A 15,901-nucleotide genomic window follows, 5' to 3' on the forward strand; every position below is an offset into this window, starting at 1 on the left:
GATGAAACGCACATTGCTACAATTTTTAGTTGCGATAGTTGCTTTAGCGATAGCTCCTTTTGTTTTATCGCTTTTTCATTTAAATCTGTTATCAGAAATATTAATTTTAGCGATCTTTGCTTTGAGCTTAAATGTATTAGTCGGATTTACGGGTCTGGTTTCATTAGGGCATGCTGCTTTCTTTGGGGTCGGTGCTTACACTGCGGGGCTTGTTGCCCAAAACCTTTCTAGTAACTTGCTTGTTACGTTAGGGTTAGCAATTATATTATCAATGGTTGTAGCAGCAGTTATCGGGGCGTTCTGTATGAAAGTAAGTGGATTCTACTTCTTGATGCTGACGTTAGCTTTTTCACAAATGATCTATTCTTTTATCTATCAATCTACAAATCTTACGGGTGGTTCTAACGGACTGTCGGGAATTCCAAGAGCATCTCTTGGTGCCTTCCAATTTTCAAATGCTGTCTATATTTTCTACTTAGTACTTGGTGTATTTTTTATTACTTATGCTTGTTTAAGAATCATCGTGAAATCTCCATTCGGTCAAGTCTTGGTTGGGATTAGAGAAAACGAAACAAGAGTGAAATCAATGGGGTATAATACAAACCTTTACAAGTATACGGCATTTGTTCTAGCTGGTGGTCTTGGAGGTTTAGCTGGTTCTTTATACACATACTTTAACGGTTTCATTGCACCGAGTGATGTTTACTGGACGATGTCTGGAGCGGTGTTAATCATGGTGTTGATCGGAGGGGCTGGTACAATGCTTGGGCCGGTTCTTGGAGCTGCTTTAATCGTCTCGCTTGAGACCATTGTGAGTTCGTATACGGATTTGTGGATGTTAATTGTCGGAGCTGTATTTATTATCTTTGTTATTTTCTTCCCGAAAGGAATTGTTGGGATTGGGCAAAGTTTGTATCAGAAATTTAAGTCTAATAAACAGCAATCCTATGAACGAAAGCAATCACGTGTTGCCTAAAGGTGAAAAGAAATGACGGAGGTGAGTAATTTGGAACAGGAAACGATTTTAACAATCAGTGGTGTAGGGAAGAGTTTTGGAGGTTTGCATATTTTAAGTGACATATCTTTAGAGATTAAGAAGGGAGAAAGAATTGGAATTATTGGGCCGAACGGGGCTGGAAAAACGACTTTCTTTAATCTCTTAACAGGAGATTTGGAGCCAACTCATGGTGAAATCTTTCACTATCAAACAAATATTACAAAGCAACCTAACTATAAACGAGTTCGGAATGGAATGGTAAGGACGTTCCAGAAAAATAATTTGTTAAATGAATTATCTGTCCTTGATAACTTATTGCTAGTATTGCAGAGAAAAGAAGGGTTCGGCAATGTTTGGTATAAATTGAGAGGGATGAAACAATACCCGAAATTATACGAAAAAGCAGATGAGCTTCTTGAAACTTGGGGGCTCGCCCATCAACGAGATGCTATCGTTAAAAACTTATCCTATGGTGAACAACGTCAAATTGAAATACTACTAGGTGTAGCTACAGAGCCGTCAATTCTACTGCTTGATGAACCGACCGCTGGCATGTCTCAATCAGAAACAGATTATATCGTTGACTTACTTTATAAACTACCTAAAGATTTAACACTAATGATCATTGAACATGACTTAGAAGTTGTCTTTGGTTTAGCAGACCGGATGGTTGTTCTGTTTGATGGAGGTGTTCTTGTGGAAGGGGAACCTGAAAAAGTCAGAAAAGATGAAAGAGTGAACAAAATTTACATCGGAAGTGGAGGCGAGGTCTAATGTTAGATGTTCAAAATCTTCATTCATATTATGGAGAGAGTCATATTTTGCATGATGTTTCATTGCAAGTTAAGAAAGGCTCAGTTTCCGTATTGTTAGGGCGTAATGGAATGGGGAAAACAACGACTCTTCATTCAATTATGGGAATGGTTCCCCCAAAAAAAGGTAAAGTTGTTATCAATGGTCGAGAAATTCAAGGGCAGCCTAGTTATCAAGTTTCAAAGGCTGGCATTGGACTTGTGCCGCAAGGGAGAAGAATCTTCCCTAACCTGACCGTTAAAGAAAATTTATTAACGACATATCGACCGGTGAAAGACGGATGGAATTTGACTAAGATTTATGATATGTTTCCAAGATTAAAAGAACGAGAGACTTCTATGGGTGGAAACTTAAGTGGCGGAGAACAGCAAATGCTTTCAATTGGAAGAGCATTAATGACCAATCCGGAGTTATTATTACTCGATGAACCATCTGAAGGGTTGTCACCTTTGATGGTTAGGGAAGTAATTAAAATTATTAAAACGTTAAAAGAAGATGGTTTATCAATGTTATTGGTAGAGCAAAATCTATCGATGGCATCAGATTTAGCTGACCATGTGTACATTTTAAACAAGGGAAGCGTCGTGTTCGACGGATCATCTGATGAATTTGATGTTGAGGTACGAAATAAGTTCTTATCTTTAAGCTCGTAACTTGAAGGTGACGACTTAAAAGTTTGCTTGATCTATTTTCAGACACAGCCGAAGCAATGACTATTATCGCTAGCTACACTTTTAAAAGCCTTAAGAGGAGCGATTCTCTTAAGGCGTGTAGCGAGCCATTGCCATGTTGAGTCGGATTTATGAGACAGTCCTTTATAAGCTTATACAAAAAAGAAAACTAAGCTAAAGGAAGAGAGAGTACATACACGGGGGTTTTTTAATCAGTCAAAAGAGGTGTTAATGATGAAGATTGAAAAAGGTGTAGGTTACAAGAACGTTATTTCCGATTTAAGGCAAGATATCAATTCTAGAAATGTTGCATCAGGATTAGTGGCAGGCATCTTCGGACTGAGTGTCGGTCTGGTCTTTATCAGTGCTGGTACAGTTGCTGGACTTGGTACGGGCTTGATCATGATGTGGATTACGAGTTTCTACTTAATTAATGGGTTATTCGGGATCTTAGTGCCGGCGTATTATCGTCAACCTTTAGCGATGGCTAATTCCATCCCGGGTGCACTGTTATTTACGGCAGCGATTCCCATGGTTGGGCTTGGACCTGTACTTGGAGCAACGTTGATTGCGGGCCTTATTTCCCTACTTGTAGGTTTCTCAGGAGCGATGGGAAAGGTAATGCGCTTTACGCCTACACCAATTGTGATGGGAATGATTGCTGGGGTTCTATTAAATTTTGGTCTTAATATGGTTCGCCCTTTGGAAAGTGCGTTGTTACCAACGATCTTAATGATTGGAACTTTCTTAGTTCTTACAAAACTAGCACCTAAATTTCCTGCGGTGTTAGGTTCATTAGCTGTTGGTATTATCTATCTACTCATAAGCGGGATCAATTTTTCTGGAATTGAATTTGTTGTAGATTATCCTCGATTTGTTATGCCGGAGTTTACATTGGAAGCATTTTTAGCATATGGTCTTCCGTTAGCAATTATTTTAGTAGGAATGGAAACACCTGTAGGCGTAAGTATGTTGAAATCTGCAGGCTATAAACGAATCCCAACAAACGGTATTACTGCTGTTAATGGATTTGCTACGATGATTTCATCTTTTTTCCACCTTCACAGTACATGTATTGCTGGACCCATGACGGCTATATGTTCATCACCTGATTCGGGGAAACGAGAAGGAAGATGGGTAGCGGCGGTTATTGTAGGTGTCATCTTTACGGTAAGTGCACCGTTTTATGGTGGTATCGTCAATCTGTTTGAAGTTTTACCTGGATTTTTTATTGCAATTATTGCGGGATTAGCCCTTGTAAAGGTGTTAATTTCAGCTATGAGTGAATCTTTTGGAAGTACTCATCGATTAGGAGCTATTTTTGCATTTTTAGTTGCCTCTTCCGGCATTCAGATCTTTTCCATAGGAGCTGCCTTTTGGGCATTGGTAGTCGGGATTGTTGTTTCCTTAGTAGTAGAGACGAAGGACTTTAAATTTGGACAACAGGAAGAGGACTATGAGGAAAGTGAATTAGAGTTAAAATCTAAAGGGGCATAATTGTTAACTTAATTAAAAGGCAAAAAGCAAGCAACCATTAGGTGCTTGCTTTTTGTTGTTAGCGCTTTCTTACGAGCCTACATGAGAATGAAATGGTTCATTTGATACTTTAATAGATTCAGTAGGACAGCCTTCTTCCGCATCTAGCAAATCATCCTCTAAGTCACTATCAATTTCTGTTATCCCTTGATTATCATCTAGAATAGCTGTAGCGATGCCTTCATCATCGTAATCGAATAGGTCAGGAGCAGCTGCCCCACATGCACCGCATGCAATACATGTATCTTTATCTACCATTGTATATTTCGCCATATTGATCATCCTCTCAATTTAAAATTTATGCGAAAACACTCGTGCTGTGAAGCGGTTGAACTTTTGCTTTTGGATCTATAAAAGCTTTTGCGTTGTTAATTGCCGTTGGTGCTTCTCCGAATCCTGTAGCAATAAGCTTTACTTTACCGTCATACGTACAAACATCTCCTGCAGCATAGACCCCAGGGATATTTGTTTCCATTTTGGAATTTACGACAATTGAATTCTTTTCAATATTCAATCCCCAATTTTTCATTGGACCTAATGATGATAAGAAACCGTAGTTAATGATGACATCATCGACTTCAATGGTTTCTAATGATTTCTCTTTTGTATGCTCAAGGGTTACAGAAGTAATTCGACCGCTATTTTCATTTAACTGAATGGGCACATATGGAGTTTTGATTTGAACCTTGCTAGCCATTAGATTTGTAACACTTGATTCATGTGCGCGGAATTTATCCCGCCGATGAACAAGAGAAACTTCGTTGGCAATTGGTTCAAGCATCAGAGACCAATCAACTGCTGAGTCTCCACCACCACAAACAAGGACATTCTTTCCTCTGAATTTTTCCAGATCATCAATGAAATAATGAAGATTTGTTGTTTCGAATTTTTCGGCATCTTCTAATTCAATCTTACGTGGCTTAAAGGCTCCGTTCCCAGCGGTTAAAATGACGGTTTTAGTTAAGTGTTCTTCTTTGTTAGTTGTTAATCGAATTAAACCGTCTTCTAATACTTCCAAGTTTTCAACCATTTGTTCTAAACAAATAGTAGGGTTAAATTGTGAAGCTTGCTCTTTAAGGTTATCAACTAGTTCTTGAGCGCGTACTTTGGGGAATCCGGCAATATCATAAATGTATTTCTCTGGATAAAGTGCAGCTAACTGTCCGCCTAATTGAGGTAAACTTTCGATAATTTTCACAGAGGAGTTACGCATACCAGCGTAAAAGGCAGCAAATAAACCAGTAGGTCCACCTCCAATGATCGTTATTTCATGTATGTCGTTATTCGCCATATAAAAACCTCCTAGTTTCTAACTACTTTATTACGTTTCTTTAACTATCGTTAATAATTAGTAATATAGAATATTCTTAAAAATCTGTCAAGGAGTTTTGAAAAGATTGCTTCTTTTATTTTGAAATCATTTTTTGGGAGAAAGATAAAGAAGCTATATAAGAAGAAAAACGGGTATCTTTAAATTAATTATGTATTTTTTACGTTCGTCATAAAATTAAGAATAAAAGAGTATTATTGAGGTATTTAAAGATATATAGGAGTTTTATCGATAAAACAAAGGTATTTTGCCTTTTGCTAATAATGCGAACATTATGTATATTATGAATTAGTTACGAAAGAAACAAATCCATAAAGTGAAAATTCGAGGAGGTTTTTTACAATGTCAACAACATTATCAGGTACGAAAACGCTTACAGTTAAGAAAGCTAACGGGGTTGCTGAAGTACACATTCACGTAAATAAAACAAATTCATATGATCTTGAGTACTACAAAGAGTTGAACGCTGCAATAGATGATATCCGCTTTGATAGCAGCATTAAAGTAGCTGTGCTAATGAGTGATATGCCAAAGTTCTTCTCAGCGGGTGCAAACATTAACTTCCTTAAAGCTTCTGAGCCGCGTTTTAAGACTCAGTTCTGCCTATTCTGTAACGAAACATTAGATAAAATCGCTCGTTCTCCACAAGTGTGGATCGCATGTCTTGAAGGACATACAGTAGGTGGCGGTTTAGAAATGGCTCTTGCTTGTGACTTACGTTTCATGGGTGATGCAGCTGGTAAAATTGGTCTTCCAGAAATTACACTAGGTGTATTGGCTGGTACTGGTGGTACACAACGTCTAGCTCGCCAAGTAGGTCACTCTAAAGCATTAGACTTAAACTTAACAGGTGAAACACTTTCTCCACAAGAAGCATTAGACATTCAATTAGTAGATCGTGTCTTCCCTCAAGAAGAAACAAGAGCAAAAACATTAGAGTATGCTGAAAAGATTGCAAACAGTGCTACATATGCAGCATCTAATATTAAGTTATCAATCATGAATGGTAAGGAAATGCCTTTAAATGTTGCGATTCGTTATGAAGGTGAACTACAAAACCTATTATTCCGTTCGAATGATGCACAAGAAGGGTTAAGCGCATTTATTGAAAAACGTCCAGCAGATTGGTCTGGTCAGTAATTAGGGACTAAAATGGCGATATCGGGTTTTTCCGATATCGCCATTTTGAACAGTGTGACAATTTCTCGAAGATTGGATGTGATGGTACGTGAGAGATAAAGTACAAACGTTACAAGAGGCAATTGAAACACATATTCAAAGTGGTGATTCGGTTGTTTTAGGGGCTTGCTTAGAGCCGATGATTCCATTTGCGGCTGCTCATGAAATCATTCGACAAGAAAAGAAAGATTTAAATGTGATTGCACCAATATCAGATATATTGTTTGACATGTTAATTGGTGTAGGAAGCGTGAAAAAGGTAACGGCAGCTTGGGCAGGTAATGTGAGTGCGGGCCTTGGCCATAACTACCGTCGTTCAGTTGAAAAAGCAATACCACATAAAGTGAAGATTGAAGATCATAGCAACTTCTCACTAGGACTTGCGTTGTTGGGAGGAGCGATGGGAGTTCCTTATTTGCCAACAAAGTCATTGTTAGGAACAGGCCTTGTAAAAAGTAACCCTAAGTTAAAAGTTGAAGAGTATGAAGGAGAAAAATTGGTACACGTTCCTTCATTAAATCCGGATGTTGCAGTCCTAGGTGTTCAAAGAGCTGACAAAGATGGAAATGCACATCTCTGGGGAATATTGGAGTTGCGCAAGATGCCGCTCTTGCTAGTAAGAAAGTTATTTTACTTGCAGAAGAGATCGTTGACAAAGAGGTAATTGAAAGCGATCCCAACCGAGTGTTAGTCCCTGGCTTTAAAGTGACATCAGTTGTTCACTGTCCAGCTTACTGCCATCCATCACCGATGCAAGGGTTGTATGGACGTGATCATCAGTTTTTCCATGAGTATCATACAGCGACGAAAACGAGAGAAGGTTTTATAGATTGGATTGACAAGTATGTAAAGGGTGTTGATACACATGAACAGTATTTACATCTAGTTGGAAATACTCGGTTGGAAGCATTAAAAGTAAAAAGTGAGCGTCTTGCTTCGCCTGTGAATTATGCCTCTGAATAGCTGAAAGGAGTGGTGACTTTGACTTATACGACTGAAGAATTAATGGTAGTAGCTGCGGCTCGGGAAATACAAGATCATGAAGTAGTGTTTGTAGGTATGCGTTTGCCAATGTTAGCTTTTGCCGTGGCGAAGAAATTGCATGCTCCCAATGCCGTGGGATTTTATGAGTGCGGGATTGTTCGAGATTTTCCTTCTGAGACACTTCTTTACACGATGGGGATACGCCTAATGTAATCGGAGCTCAGTGGTGTACTACAACGAACCATTTAATGTATTTGATGCAGCAAGGGCACGTGAATTGTGGATTCATTGGTGGAGCAGAAATTGATAAATACGGGAATGTCAACACGTCATACATCGGTGATCATCAAGATCCGGTTATCAAATTACCTGGTAGTGGTGGGGCGGCAGATATTGCCTCGCTTTCTCAAAGATTGCTCGTAATCATGAATCATGAAAAGCGGAGATTCAAAGAGAAGGTTGATTACATTACTTCTCCTGGCTATGGCGATGGTGGAAATTGGCGTGAAGAAGAAGGGTTGCCTCGAGGAGGAATTGGTGCACTTATTACTACACTTGGTGTTATGAAGCCAAATCCAAGTAGGAATGAACTAGAGTTATTATCCATTCATCCTGGAGTTACACTTGATCAAGTAAAGGAAAATACAGGTTGGAATTTATTAGTCTCAGAACAGCTACAAGAAACTGTTGCTCCTTCAAAGGAGGAATTAGAGGTTATTCGTTCAATTGACCCGGAAGGATTTTGGACAGGGAAGAAAAAGGAGGAATAACATTGAGGTCGAATACGATTGAAGTATTGGTCAATTGGGAGATACCGATAAAGCGGGAATTGTTTATTATCCTAATTACTTTAAATGGTTTGACATTGCGGGCCACCAATTTTTCCGTAGTTGTGATTTAGCGCCGAGTAAATTGGAGGCTGAAAGGCAAATCATTGTACCCTTACTCGATGCTAGGTGCAGTTTTGAGAAGCCGCTTTTATATGATGATGTTATTACAATTCAAACAACTGTTGAAGAAATTAACAATAAGACAATTAAACTAAGACATGAAGTTTATAATGGTGACGTTCGAACAGGACACGGTTATGAGCTTAGAGGGTGGGTAAATCAAACAGCTGATCAAATTAAAGCGGTTCCAATACCAGCTGATGTGATCGCTATTTTAAATGAAGATATTCAGTCTGACCAAAGACAGAGCAGAACACCGTTTAATGCATAATTGATAACGATCCTCTATAATATAGATGTCTCTTATAAACAAAAAAATCAATGACTAATGGACGGTGAGCAATTTTGAAGCCAAGATCTTTAATGTTTACGTTATATGGAGAGTACATTCAATATTATGGAGGAGAAGTTTGGGTTGGTAGTTTAATTCAATTAATGGATAAATTCGGTGTATCTGAATCTTCTGTACGTGGTGCCATTTTTAGAATGGTTCAAAAAAATTTATTAAAGGTTAGAAAAATAGGAAATAAAAGTTTTTATTCGTTAACGGAGTTAGGCAAAAGAAGAATTGAGGATGGAGTGAAGCGGGTTTATACAACTCAGAGTCAATCATGGGATGGCCTTTGGAGAATCCTTACATACTCTTTTCCGGAAGAAAAGAGAGAGCTTCGAAACATTATCAGAAAAGAATTAAATTGGACTGGGTTTGGAGTGATTTCAAATAGTACGTGGGTAAGCCCGAATTCATTAGAAGAACAAATTATGGAAATGATTGAAACTTATAAGATTGAAGATCATATCTTTTTATTTAGTGCGGCTTCTATTGTCTCTCACGATAATGAAAGCATTATCAATAAGGGGTGGGATTTACAAGCGATCTCAGATGAATACGATGTGTTCATTAAACAATTCACACCGAAATTCGAAGAGTTGCGTGAAAAAGCATTAAACAATCTTTTGTCAGATGATGAGTGTTTTATTGAACGAACAAATCTTGTTCACCAATATCGAAAGTTTCTGTTCCAAGATCCTGGATTTCCTCGTGATTTATTGCCAGCGCAGTGGTCAGGAACAAAGGCAAGAGAGTTGTTCTGGAATATTCATCAACTAATATCAATTCCGGCTGTTCGTTTTTTTGAATCTCAATATGAGCCAGCGCCAGATCGTGAAATAGAGGCAAGGCGTGATAAAGCAATTAATCCGTTTAGGGAGATATATGTGTAAACTTCCTTTACGTTGAATTTTTGTCTTTTATGGTTTCACGTGAATCATTGCCGCCTATTCTTTTTAACTCTTTTCAAATTTAAACAAATTGAGGGATGAAGATGAAAAAAGTTGAATTAGAAATAAGCAATCACTTAGCGTTTATCACCATTAATCGTCCTGACCAATTAAACTGTTTTGACTACGAAACATTGGTTCAACTAGAAGGAATAGTTGAGGAAATTAAATTAGATAAAGACGTTCGAGCTGTGTTAATAACAGGTGCGGGAGATAAAGCATTCAGTGCAGGGGCTGACTTGAAAGAAAGACGAACATTAGGCGAAAAAGAAGTGCGAAGAAATGTTAGCAAAATCCGTGATGTATTTACAATGATTGAAGAATTGCCGCAACCCACAATTGCTGCCATTAATGGGTATGCACTTGGAGGCGGGTTTGAACTTGCACTAGTATGTGATTTTCGTTATGCCGTAAGCGACGCCAAAATGGGGTTAACCGAGGTTAGTTGGGCCATTATCCCTGGAGCTGGTGGAACACAACGGTTAAGTCGTCTCATTGGAACATCTCGTGCGAAAGAATTAATTTTAACGGCAAGAAAAATTGATGCGAAGCAAGCGTACGATTTAGGCATATTAAACCGAGTCGTTGACAAAGAAGACTTAATTAGCAGTGCAGTCGAGCTAGCTGAAGAAATTATGAAAAACGGACCGTTAGCCGTAACACAAGCTAAATATGCGATCAATTATGGAAGTAATGTCGATGTGAAGACAGGCCTTGCAATTGAATCCAAAGCTTATGAAGTTATTATTCCGACAAAAGATAGAGTCGAAGCATTAGAGGCTTTTAAGGAAAAACGTCCTGCTAATTTTAAAGGGGAGTAATCCAATGAGCGACCTTTTTCATAAGAATCGAGTATCTGAGCTGTTTAATATTAAGTATCCAATCATTGAAGGAGGAATGGCGCAAGTTGGAGATGGGCATCTAGCTGCTGCCATTTCTAATCAAGGAGGGCTTGGTCAAATTGCCATATCAGGTATGAATCCTATAAAGTTTCGGGAAGAACTGGAACTTGCTTTACTAGAAACCTCTAATCCAATTGGAGTGAATATTCCTATTAGCGGCTTTTTTTCTTACAATGATTATTTTGATGTAATCAAAGAAAAGAAAGATCGGATTACTGCTGTTAGTTTGTCTTCAGGAGATCCGCGCCCATACATCCCTTTTTTAAAAGAGCTCGGTATAAAGGTTATGGTCGTTGTTGGAACAGTAAAGCATGCGGTGAATGCTGAAAAAGCTGGAGCAGATTTAGTTATTTGTGAAGGTTTTGAAGCAGGAGGAAGAAATAGCCCATATGAACTAACGTTATTTAGTTTAATTCCGCAAGTTTGTAAAGCGGTTTCAATCCCGGTTGTTGCAGCAGGGGGCATTTCAAATGGAGCTGGAGTGCTAGCTGCTTTTGCTCTAGGTGCAGATGGAGTTCAAATTGGAACTAGATTTATTGCAACAAAGGAATGTTCAGCTCATGACCATTATAAAAAACTGCTTGTTCAGTCAAAAGATTCAGACACTGTTGTGATAGAAAGAAGCATTGGCGGTGTTAATCGAGTTGTGAAAAGTGAATATGTTAACCGTGTGTTGCAGCTAGAAAAACAGGTTGAATCGTTTGAACAATTGTTTCCATATATAAATGGATACAAAAATAAGCTAGGAGCCATCCAGGGAAACTTAGAAGAAGGTTGGGTGCACGCAGGTCAGTCTGTAGGGTTAATTGATTCAGTGATAAGTGTAGAAGAGCTGTTTAAAGAAATCGTGCAAGAAGTGAACGAATCCTATCAATCTCTTTTTCAACTAGAACCGTTTATAAATTAATGAGAACAGGTGATGAGCAATGAAAAACTATGAAACAATCAATCTGCAAATGAATGAGAAAGTAGCTTGGCTTACATTAAAGAGAGAGCCAGTTAATGTGTTAAACATTGAAATGATGCAAGAAATTGTTGATGCGTTAGAAACATTAATCAGTCATGAACAACCACATGCGTTAGTTATTCGTGCAGAAGGAAAAGCTTTCTCTGCAGGTGTAGCGATAGAAGATCACATTGGTGATAAGGCAGAACCGATGATTCACGTATTTCATAAAATGTTCCATTTGTTGACGAAGATCCCTTGTCCAACTGTAGCAGTAGTCGAAGGAGCAGCAATTGGTGGAGGCTGTGAAATTGCAAGCTTCTGTGATATTTCAATTGCTACGGAACGAGCTAAGTTCGGTCAACCTGAGATTAATTTAGGTTTATTCCCTCCTGTTTCAGTTGCGGTTTTTCCACTATTAATGGGATTAAATAGAACCATGGAACTATTACTTACGGGGAAAACGATATCAGCAGTACAAGCAAAAGAATATGGTTTAATTAATGATGTCGTAAATGAAGAGGAATTAGAAACATATTTAGAAGATCTGCTTGATTCATTTAGATCAAAGAGCAGAACAGCCCTTAATATAACTAGAATGGCCATTCGTGAGTCTTTAGCGACAACATTTGCTCAAACCATTGGAAAGGTAGAGCAGATTTACTTAAATGACTTGATGAAGACACAGGATGCACAGGAAGGACTTGATTCATTTCTAGATAAGCGCAAACCGGTTTGGAGTCATTCCTAGGAGGTGCAGCATTGAAGATTGAAATTGAACAAATAGAAGAGTATGGTTACCGAATAGGAGTACCGATTCCTTTTCCAATGAAATATGTGTATTGTTATCTACTAAAAGACAAGGACCACTTTGTTTTAATTGATGTTGGGCTAAATTATCCTCCTGCCAGAGAGATGTGGGAAGGTGTATTTCGTGAATTGAATATTCAACCTACAGATATCAAAACGATTTATTTAACACATTTTCATCCGGATCATTCAGGACTTTGCGGATGGATGCAGGAAAAGACCGGTGCGAACGTATTAATGAGTGAAACGGACAAGAAAATGATTGAGCGAGTATGGGGAGAGGGTAGCGTTCAAACCGTACAACTAAAAGAGATGATTATCGATTATGGTGTACCAGAGCAACTGAGTGCAGCAATAATTGATCACATGGAAAAGCTGACAAAGCATGTCTTGCCGCTACCTCGTATCTCTTCTATTAGCAGTGAAGTTGAGATTAATGGTAATAATTGGGAAGTGATTCATACTCCTGGGCACAGTGCTGGCCATATTTGTTTCTATCAAGAAGTAGATAAAATACTAATCGCGGGTGATCACGTCCTTGATAAAATTACCCCGAATATTAGTGTATGGCCTGGTTCAAGTCAAGATCCATTGCATGAATACATGGATTCTTTGCGAAAAATCAAATCCTTATCGACGAAAAGAGTATACTCGGCACATGGGAAAGTAGTAGAGGATTTGGCTGGACGTGTCGATGAATTAATCGCTCACCATGAGTTTCGTTTAGCTAAAATGGAAGAGCTAGCAGATTCCAGAACAGCTTATGAAATTGCTGAGCATTTATTTGCACATAAAGAATTGTCTCCTCATCAGTGGCGTTTTGCAATTGCGGAGACAATTGCTCATCTGCATTACTTAGAAAAAGAAAATAGGATAAAGCGAAAAGAGACAACACCTATCGTTTATGAAAGACAAGTAAAGAAAGTATGAACTAATTTCGTTCGTTTGAAAAGCGTGGATGAATCCTTTGGGAGACATATACGCTTTTTTGTTGCGAAAAATATGTTTTGAAAGTAAAAAAACAGGGATACATCGAAAAAGGCGCAACATTACAAGGTATAAGCAACTAGTAATAATATTTTATTTTCGTTCGTCAAAAAAACATAACGAATTCCCTTGACAGATAATTGAGAATATTTTATATTACTTAATATAGACGATAATCATAAAAACATAATAAAAAAAGAGGTGTTAAGTAGTGAGCATAAATCAAGCTGAAGTATTATTGGAAAAAGTCCAAAATGGCTATAAAGTTGAACGTATGGAAGATATGAATGACGAGTACCTAAAAGCGCTAAAACAAACATTAATGATCGTTGGTGACACGGAGCTTCTAAGCGTACCGCCACTTTTAACGGTTTATGATCAAGCTCCTAACCTAAACTATAAGATTACAGCATTGGCTGTAATGCAGGATGAAATTGGTCATGCACATATTGCTTATCGGTTATTAGAAGATCTCGGTGAAAACGTTGATAAACTTCTATATGAACGCGTGCCGAGTCGTTGGAAAAACCCATATGCTTTTGACTTCAAGTTAGACAATTGGATTGAATTAGGTGTATTCAATGGATTGTTTGATCGTGCTGGTTATACGCTACTTGGAGATGCTCATGAAAACACATCATACGGCCCATGGAAACGTGCATTAGTGAAAGTTGATAAAGAAGAATTGTTCCATTTAAGAAATGGAGAAATCATTATGAAAGCGGGAATGAAGAAGCCTGAAACAGCTAAACAAGTTCAAGAAGCTGTTGATTGGATGTTCTTGATGGCACTTGAATTCTTTGGGGTAGCAGATAACCTGAAGAGTCGCTCAGCACAGCTTGACTACCGATTAAAAGGAAGATCAAATGATGAGCTTAGACAAAAGTGGTTATCTACAGCCGTTCCATTCTGTGAGTCAATTGGAGTGAAAGTACCAGCTCACTATGATGAAGAACAAGGAAAATATGTGATTGATGTTCCATTCCCTTGTAAATTTGATATTGAAAATAAAAAGTGGTTATATGATCAACCAGATACATGGGATGGAGTAATTGAACGTTTTAAAAAGCGTGGACCTGAAAATCAAGAGTTTGTAGAAAGAATTCAAAAGGGAGCAAAAGAGTTAGAAGCAATGAGAGCAGAGGGGGCTTAAACTTATGAATAAAGCAGCGACGTATGAAGCGCCAACAGAAACGACACAGAAATACTGGGATGCATTAAAAGAAGTAATGGACCCGGAATTCCCAATAAGTGTTGTCGATATGGGTTTAATCTATGAAATTACAAAGAAAGATCAGAAATTAGAAGTGTTAATGACATACACGTCTACTGGTTGTGCTTGTATGCAATGGATTGAAAGCGATATCAAAGAACGCTTATTAAAGGAAGAGGAAGTCGCTGAAGTAGACATTCAAGTTGTCTGGGATCCTCCTTGGACGGTTAATAATTTAAGTGAAGAAGGCAGAAAGAAATTAAAGTATTGGGGGGTAAGTTCATGACAGATCAAGCAGTTGAATACCTTTTGTTTACTCGTATTAAACGAGGAGATGATTTAACTCATGTTGGTTCACTTAAGGCAGTGAATGACGATTTGGCTAAAATTTACGCTGAGCATATTTACGACGAGGAAGATTGGGTAGAAATGAAAGTGGTTCGTAAAGATGCAATCATTACTGTTCGTAACCCAGAGCCGTTATTTGAAAAGGAAGGAGTGAAATAAATGTCAAATGCGAAAAATATTTCACTAGTAGAATTAGCAGAAACAATTGCTGATAATAAATACATTTTAGGTGACCGTTTAGTTGAAATTGGAATTAGCGGACCGACTTTAGAAGCCACTCTTTCATCGATTGCGATGGCGCAGCAAGAGCTTGGTCATTCAAGATTAATTTATAGGTGGGCATTTGAATTAAAAGGGTTAAATGGAAACAAAGTCGAAATTAAAGATCAGACGGGTAAAGCGTTTTCATCTAATGTTGAAATTAGCAATTGGATTGAACTTATCGCTGGTTTATACACAACAAATATCGCTGCTGATTTAGTCATGCGCGCAATTATTGAAGCAGATCATCCAGAGAGCAACCCTCCCTTTAGCAAGATGCTTAAAGAGCAAAATGAGCATCACCTCTATTCGAAGAGCTGGTGTAAACAACTATTAAATGATCAAGGATCAATTCCATCAAGATTCAAAAATGCACTGGAGAATTCTTCGAAGGAAGCGACAGCCTGGTTAGAGCAAGTGCAGAACGATAATCTACTAATCTCAGAAAAAATGATTGCTCCGAACTTAGATCTTGCTTCTAAGCTTAGAAGCCAAGTAGAAGAGTTAGTAAATGATGGAGCTGTTATCAATGTCAACTAATCAAGTAAAATGCTCTTTCTGTTCATCTGAGAACGTAGATAAAATCTCTTCCTTTGGTACAGCTCAATTAGTTAAACAATATTATTGTAATCATTGCAACAGTGTATTCGAATATATTCGTTGGCAGGAAGAACCAGAGCCAAGTAAATGAAA

The 15,901-nt window shown here is 38.1% G+C and carries 21 protein-coding genes and 1 pseudogene; 20 read left to right on the forward strand and 2 right to left on the reverse strand.

The genetic code is table 11. From position 1 onward, the window contains the following. Position 1 precedes the first annotated feature (1 nt). The 4 genes from BkAM31D_RS02645 to BkAM31D_RS02660 all read left to right on the forward strand — a co-directional run bounded on the left by BkAM31D_RS02645 (position 2) and on the right by BkAM31D_RS02660 (position 3,978). The gene (locus tag BkAM31D_RS02645) at positions 2 to 976 is read left to right on the forward strand and encodes a branched-chain amino acid ABC transporter permease (protein ID WP_066158012.1); all 975 of its coding nucleotides are present in this window, start codon (positions 2 to 4) and stop codon (positions 974 to 976) included. A gap of 12 nt (positions 977 to 988) precedes the next feature. Beyond that, complete coding sequence (locus BkAM31D_RS02650; RefSeq protein WP_066158009.1) at positions 989 to 1,771, forward strand: ABC transporter ATP-binding protein; 783 nt, start codon at positions 989 to 991, stop codon at positions 1,769 to 1,771. After that, on the forward strand, positions 1,771 to 2,463 hold the full coding sequence (locus BkAM31D_RS02655) for an ABC transporter ATP-binding protein (RefSeq protein ID WP_066158007.1): 693 nt from the start codon (positions 1,771 to 1,773) through the stop codon (positions 2,461 to 2,463). The genes BkAM31D_RS02650 and BkAM31D_RS02655 overlap by 1 nt, the downstream gene beginning before the upstream one ends. A gap of 249 nt (positions 2,464 to 2,712) precedes the next feature. Beyond that, on the forward strand, positions 2,713 to 3,978 hold the full coding sequence (locus tag BkAM31D_RS02660) for a benzoate/H(+) symporter BenE family transporter (RefSeq protein ID WP_084372370.1): 1,266 nt from the start codon (positions 2,713 to 2,715) through the stop codon (positions 3,976 to 3,978). Between the two features lie 69 nt (positions 3,979 to 4,047). On the opposite strand, the gene BkAM31D_RS02665 is transcribed toward BkAM31D_RS02660, so the two are convergent. Together BkAM31D_RS02665 and BkAM31D_RS02670 are read right to left on the reverse strand one after the other, a co-directional pair. Continuing rightward, positions 4,048 to 4,290, reverse strand: coding sequence for a ferredoxin (locus tag BkAM31D_RS02665; RefSeq protein WP_066158004.1), 243 nt, complete (start codon positions 4,288 to 4,290; stop codon positions 4,048 to 4,050). A gap of 25 nt (positions 4,291 to 4,315) precedes the next feature. Next, positions 4,316 to 5,308 carry an NAD(P)/FAD-dependent oxidoreductase gene (locus BkAM31D_RS02670; RefSeq protein WP_066158001.1) on the reverse strand — a complete coding sequence of 331 codons (993 nt, stop codon included), beginning with the start codon at positions 5,306 to 5,308 and terminating at the stop codon, positions 4,316 to 4,318. Positions 5,309 to 5,689: 381 nt separating this feature from the next. Between BkAM31D_RS02670 and BkAM31D_RS02675 the strand changes: the two genes are divergently transcribed. The 16 genes and pseudogenes from BkAM31D_RS02675 (at position 5,690) to BkAM31D_RS23855 (ending at position 15,899) form a co-directional block, all read left to right on the forward strand. Continuing rightward, a complete protein-coding gene (locus BkAM31D_RS02675) occupies positions 5,690 to 6,487 on the forward strand; it encodes an enoyl-CoA hydratase/isomerase family protein (protein WP_066157996.1) in 798 nt (265 codons plus the stop codon). A gap of 88 nt (positions 6,488 to 6,575) precedes the next feature. Then, positions 6,576 to 7,190 carry a CoA transferase subunit A gene (locus BkAM31D_RS02680; protein ID WP_257391625.1) on the forward strand — a complete coding sequence of 205 codons (615 nt, stop codon included), beginning with the start codon at positions 6,576 to 6,578 and terminating at the stop codon, positions 7,188 to 7,190. Positions 7,191 to 7,210: 20 nt separating this feature from the next. Next, positions 7,211 to 7,489 (forward strand): hypothetical protein, encoded by a 279-nt coding sequence (locus BkAM31D_RS24125; RefSeq protein ID WP_257391626.1) that lies wholly within the window; start codon positions 7,211 to 7,213, stop codon positions 7,487 to 7,489. Positions 7,490 to 7,507: 18 nt separating this feature from the next. After that, positions 7,508 to 7,723, forward strand: a complete 216-nt coding sequence (locus tag BkAM31D_RS24130; RefSeq protein ID WP_257391627.1) for a hypothetical protein — start codon at positions 7,508 to 7,510, stop codon at positions 7,721 to 7,723. A gap of 44 nt (positions 7,724 to 7,767) precedes the next feature. Continuing rightward, positions 7,768 to 8,280 (forward strand): CoA-transferase subunit beta, encoded by a 513-nt coding sequence (locus BkAM31D_RS02685; protein ID WP_257391663.1) that lies wholly within the window; start codon positions 7,768 to 7,770, stop codon positions 8,278 to 8,280. A 2-nt stretch (positions 8,281 to 8,282) separates the two neighbouring features. Continuing rightward, positions 8,283 to 8,731 (forward strand): annotated as a pseudogene (locus tag BkAM31D_RS02690) (acyl-CoA thioesterase). Between the two features lie 74 nt (positions 8,732 to 8,805). Then, positions 8,806 to 9,684, forward strand: a complete 879-nt coding sequence (locus tag BkAM31D_RS02695) for a PaaX family transcriptional regulator (RefSeq protein ID WP_084372368.1) — start codon at positions 8,806 to 8,808, stop codon at positions 9,682 to 9,684. Positions 9,685 to 9,785: 101 nt separating this feature from the next. Next, positions 9,786 to 10,562, forward strand: a complete 777-nt coding sequence (locus BkAM31D_RS02700) for an enoyl-CoA hydratase-related protein (protein WP_066157988.1) — start codon at positions 9,786 to 9,788, stop codon at positions 10,560 to 10,562. A 4-nt stretch (positions 10,563 to 10,566) separates the two neighbouring features. Continuing rightward, positions 10,567 to 11,550 (forward strand): NAD(P)H-dependent flavin oxidoreductase, encoded by a 984-nt coding sequence (locus tag BkAM31D_RS02705; protein WP_066157986.1) that lies wholly within the window; start codon positions 10,567 to 10,569, stop codon positions 11,548 to 11,550. Positions 11,551 to 11,569: 19 nt separating this feature from the next. Then, positions 11,570 to 12,340, forward strand: a complete 771-nt coding sequence (locus BkAM31D_RS02710) for an enoyl-CoA hydratase/isomerase family protein (protein ID WP_066157983.1) — start codon at positions 11,570 to 11,572, stop codon at positions 12,338 to 12,340. Positions 12,341 to 12,351: 11 nt separating this feature from the next. Further along, on the forward strand, positions 12,352 to 13,329 hold the full coding sequence (locus BkAM31D_RS02715) for an MBL fold metallo-hydrolase (RefSeq protein ID WP_235820524.1): 978 nt from the start codon (positions 12,352 to 12,354) through the stop codon (positions 13,327 to 13,329). 274 nt (positions 13,330 to 13,603) lie between these two features. Further along, on the forward strand, positions 13,604 to 14,539 hold the full coding sequence (locus tag BkAM31D_RS02720) for a Phenylacetic acid catabolic protein (protein ID WP_066158193.1): 936 nt from the start codon (positions 13,604 to 13,606) through the stop codon (positions 14,537 to 14,539). 4 nt (positions 14,540 to 14,543) lie between these two features. After that, positions 14,544 to 14,885, forward strand: coding sequence for a metal-sulfur cluster assembly factor (locus BkAM31D_RS02725; RefSeq protein ID WP_066157978.1), 342 nt, complete (start codon positions 14,544 to 14,546; stop codon positions 14,883 to 14,885). Beyond that, positions 14,882 to 15,106: a hypothetical protein gene (locus BkAM31D_RS02730; RefSeq protein WP_066157976.1), complete on the forward strand. Its 225-nt coding sequence runs from the start codon at positions 14,882 to 14,884 to the stop codon at positions 15,104 to 15,106. The genes BkAM31D_RS02725 and BkAM31D_RS02730 overlap by 4 nt, the downstream gene beginning before the upstream one ends. Continuing rightward, positions 15,107 to 15,748, forward strand: coding sequence for a Phenylacetic acid catabolic protein (locus BkAM31D_RS02735; protein WP_066157973.1), 642 nt, complete (start codon positions 15,107 to 15,109; stop codon positions 15,746 to 15,748). Beyond that, positions 15,738 to 15,899, forward strand: a complete 162-nt coding sequence (locus BkAM31D_RS23855; protein WP_169801147.1) for a PaaD-like zinc ribbon domain-containing protein — start codon at positions 15,738 to 15,740, stop codon at positions 15,897 to 15,899. The genes BkAM31D_RS02735 and BkAM31D_RS23855 overlap by 11 nt, the downstream gene beginning before the upstream one ends. The last annotated feature ends 2 nt before the right edge of the window (positions 15,900 to 15,901 follow it).

It is taken from the genome of Halalkalibacter krulwichiae, assembly GCF_002109385.1.
In the GTDB taxonomy this organism is placed as follows: domain Bacteria; phylum Bacillota; class Bacilli; order Bacillales; family Bacillaceae_D; genus Halalkalibacter; species Halalkalibacter krulwichiae.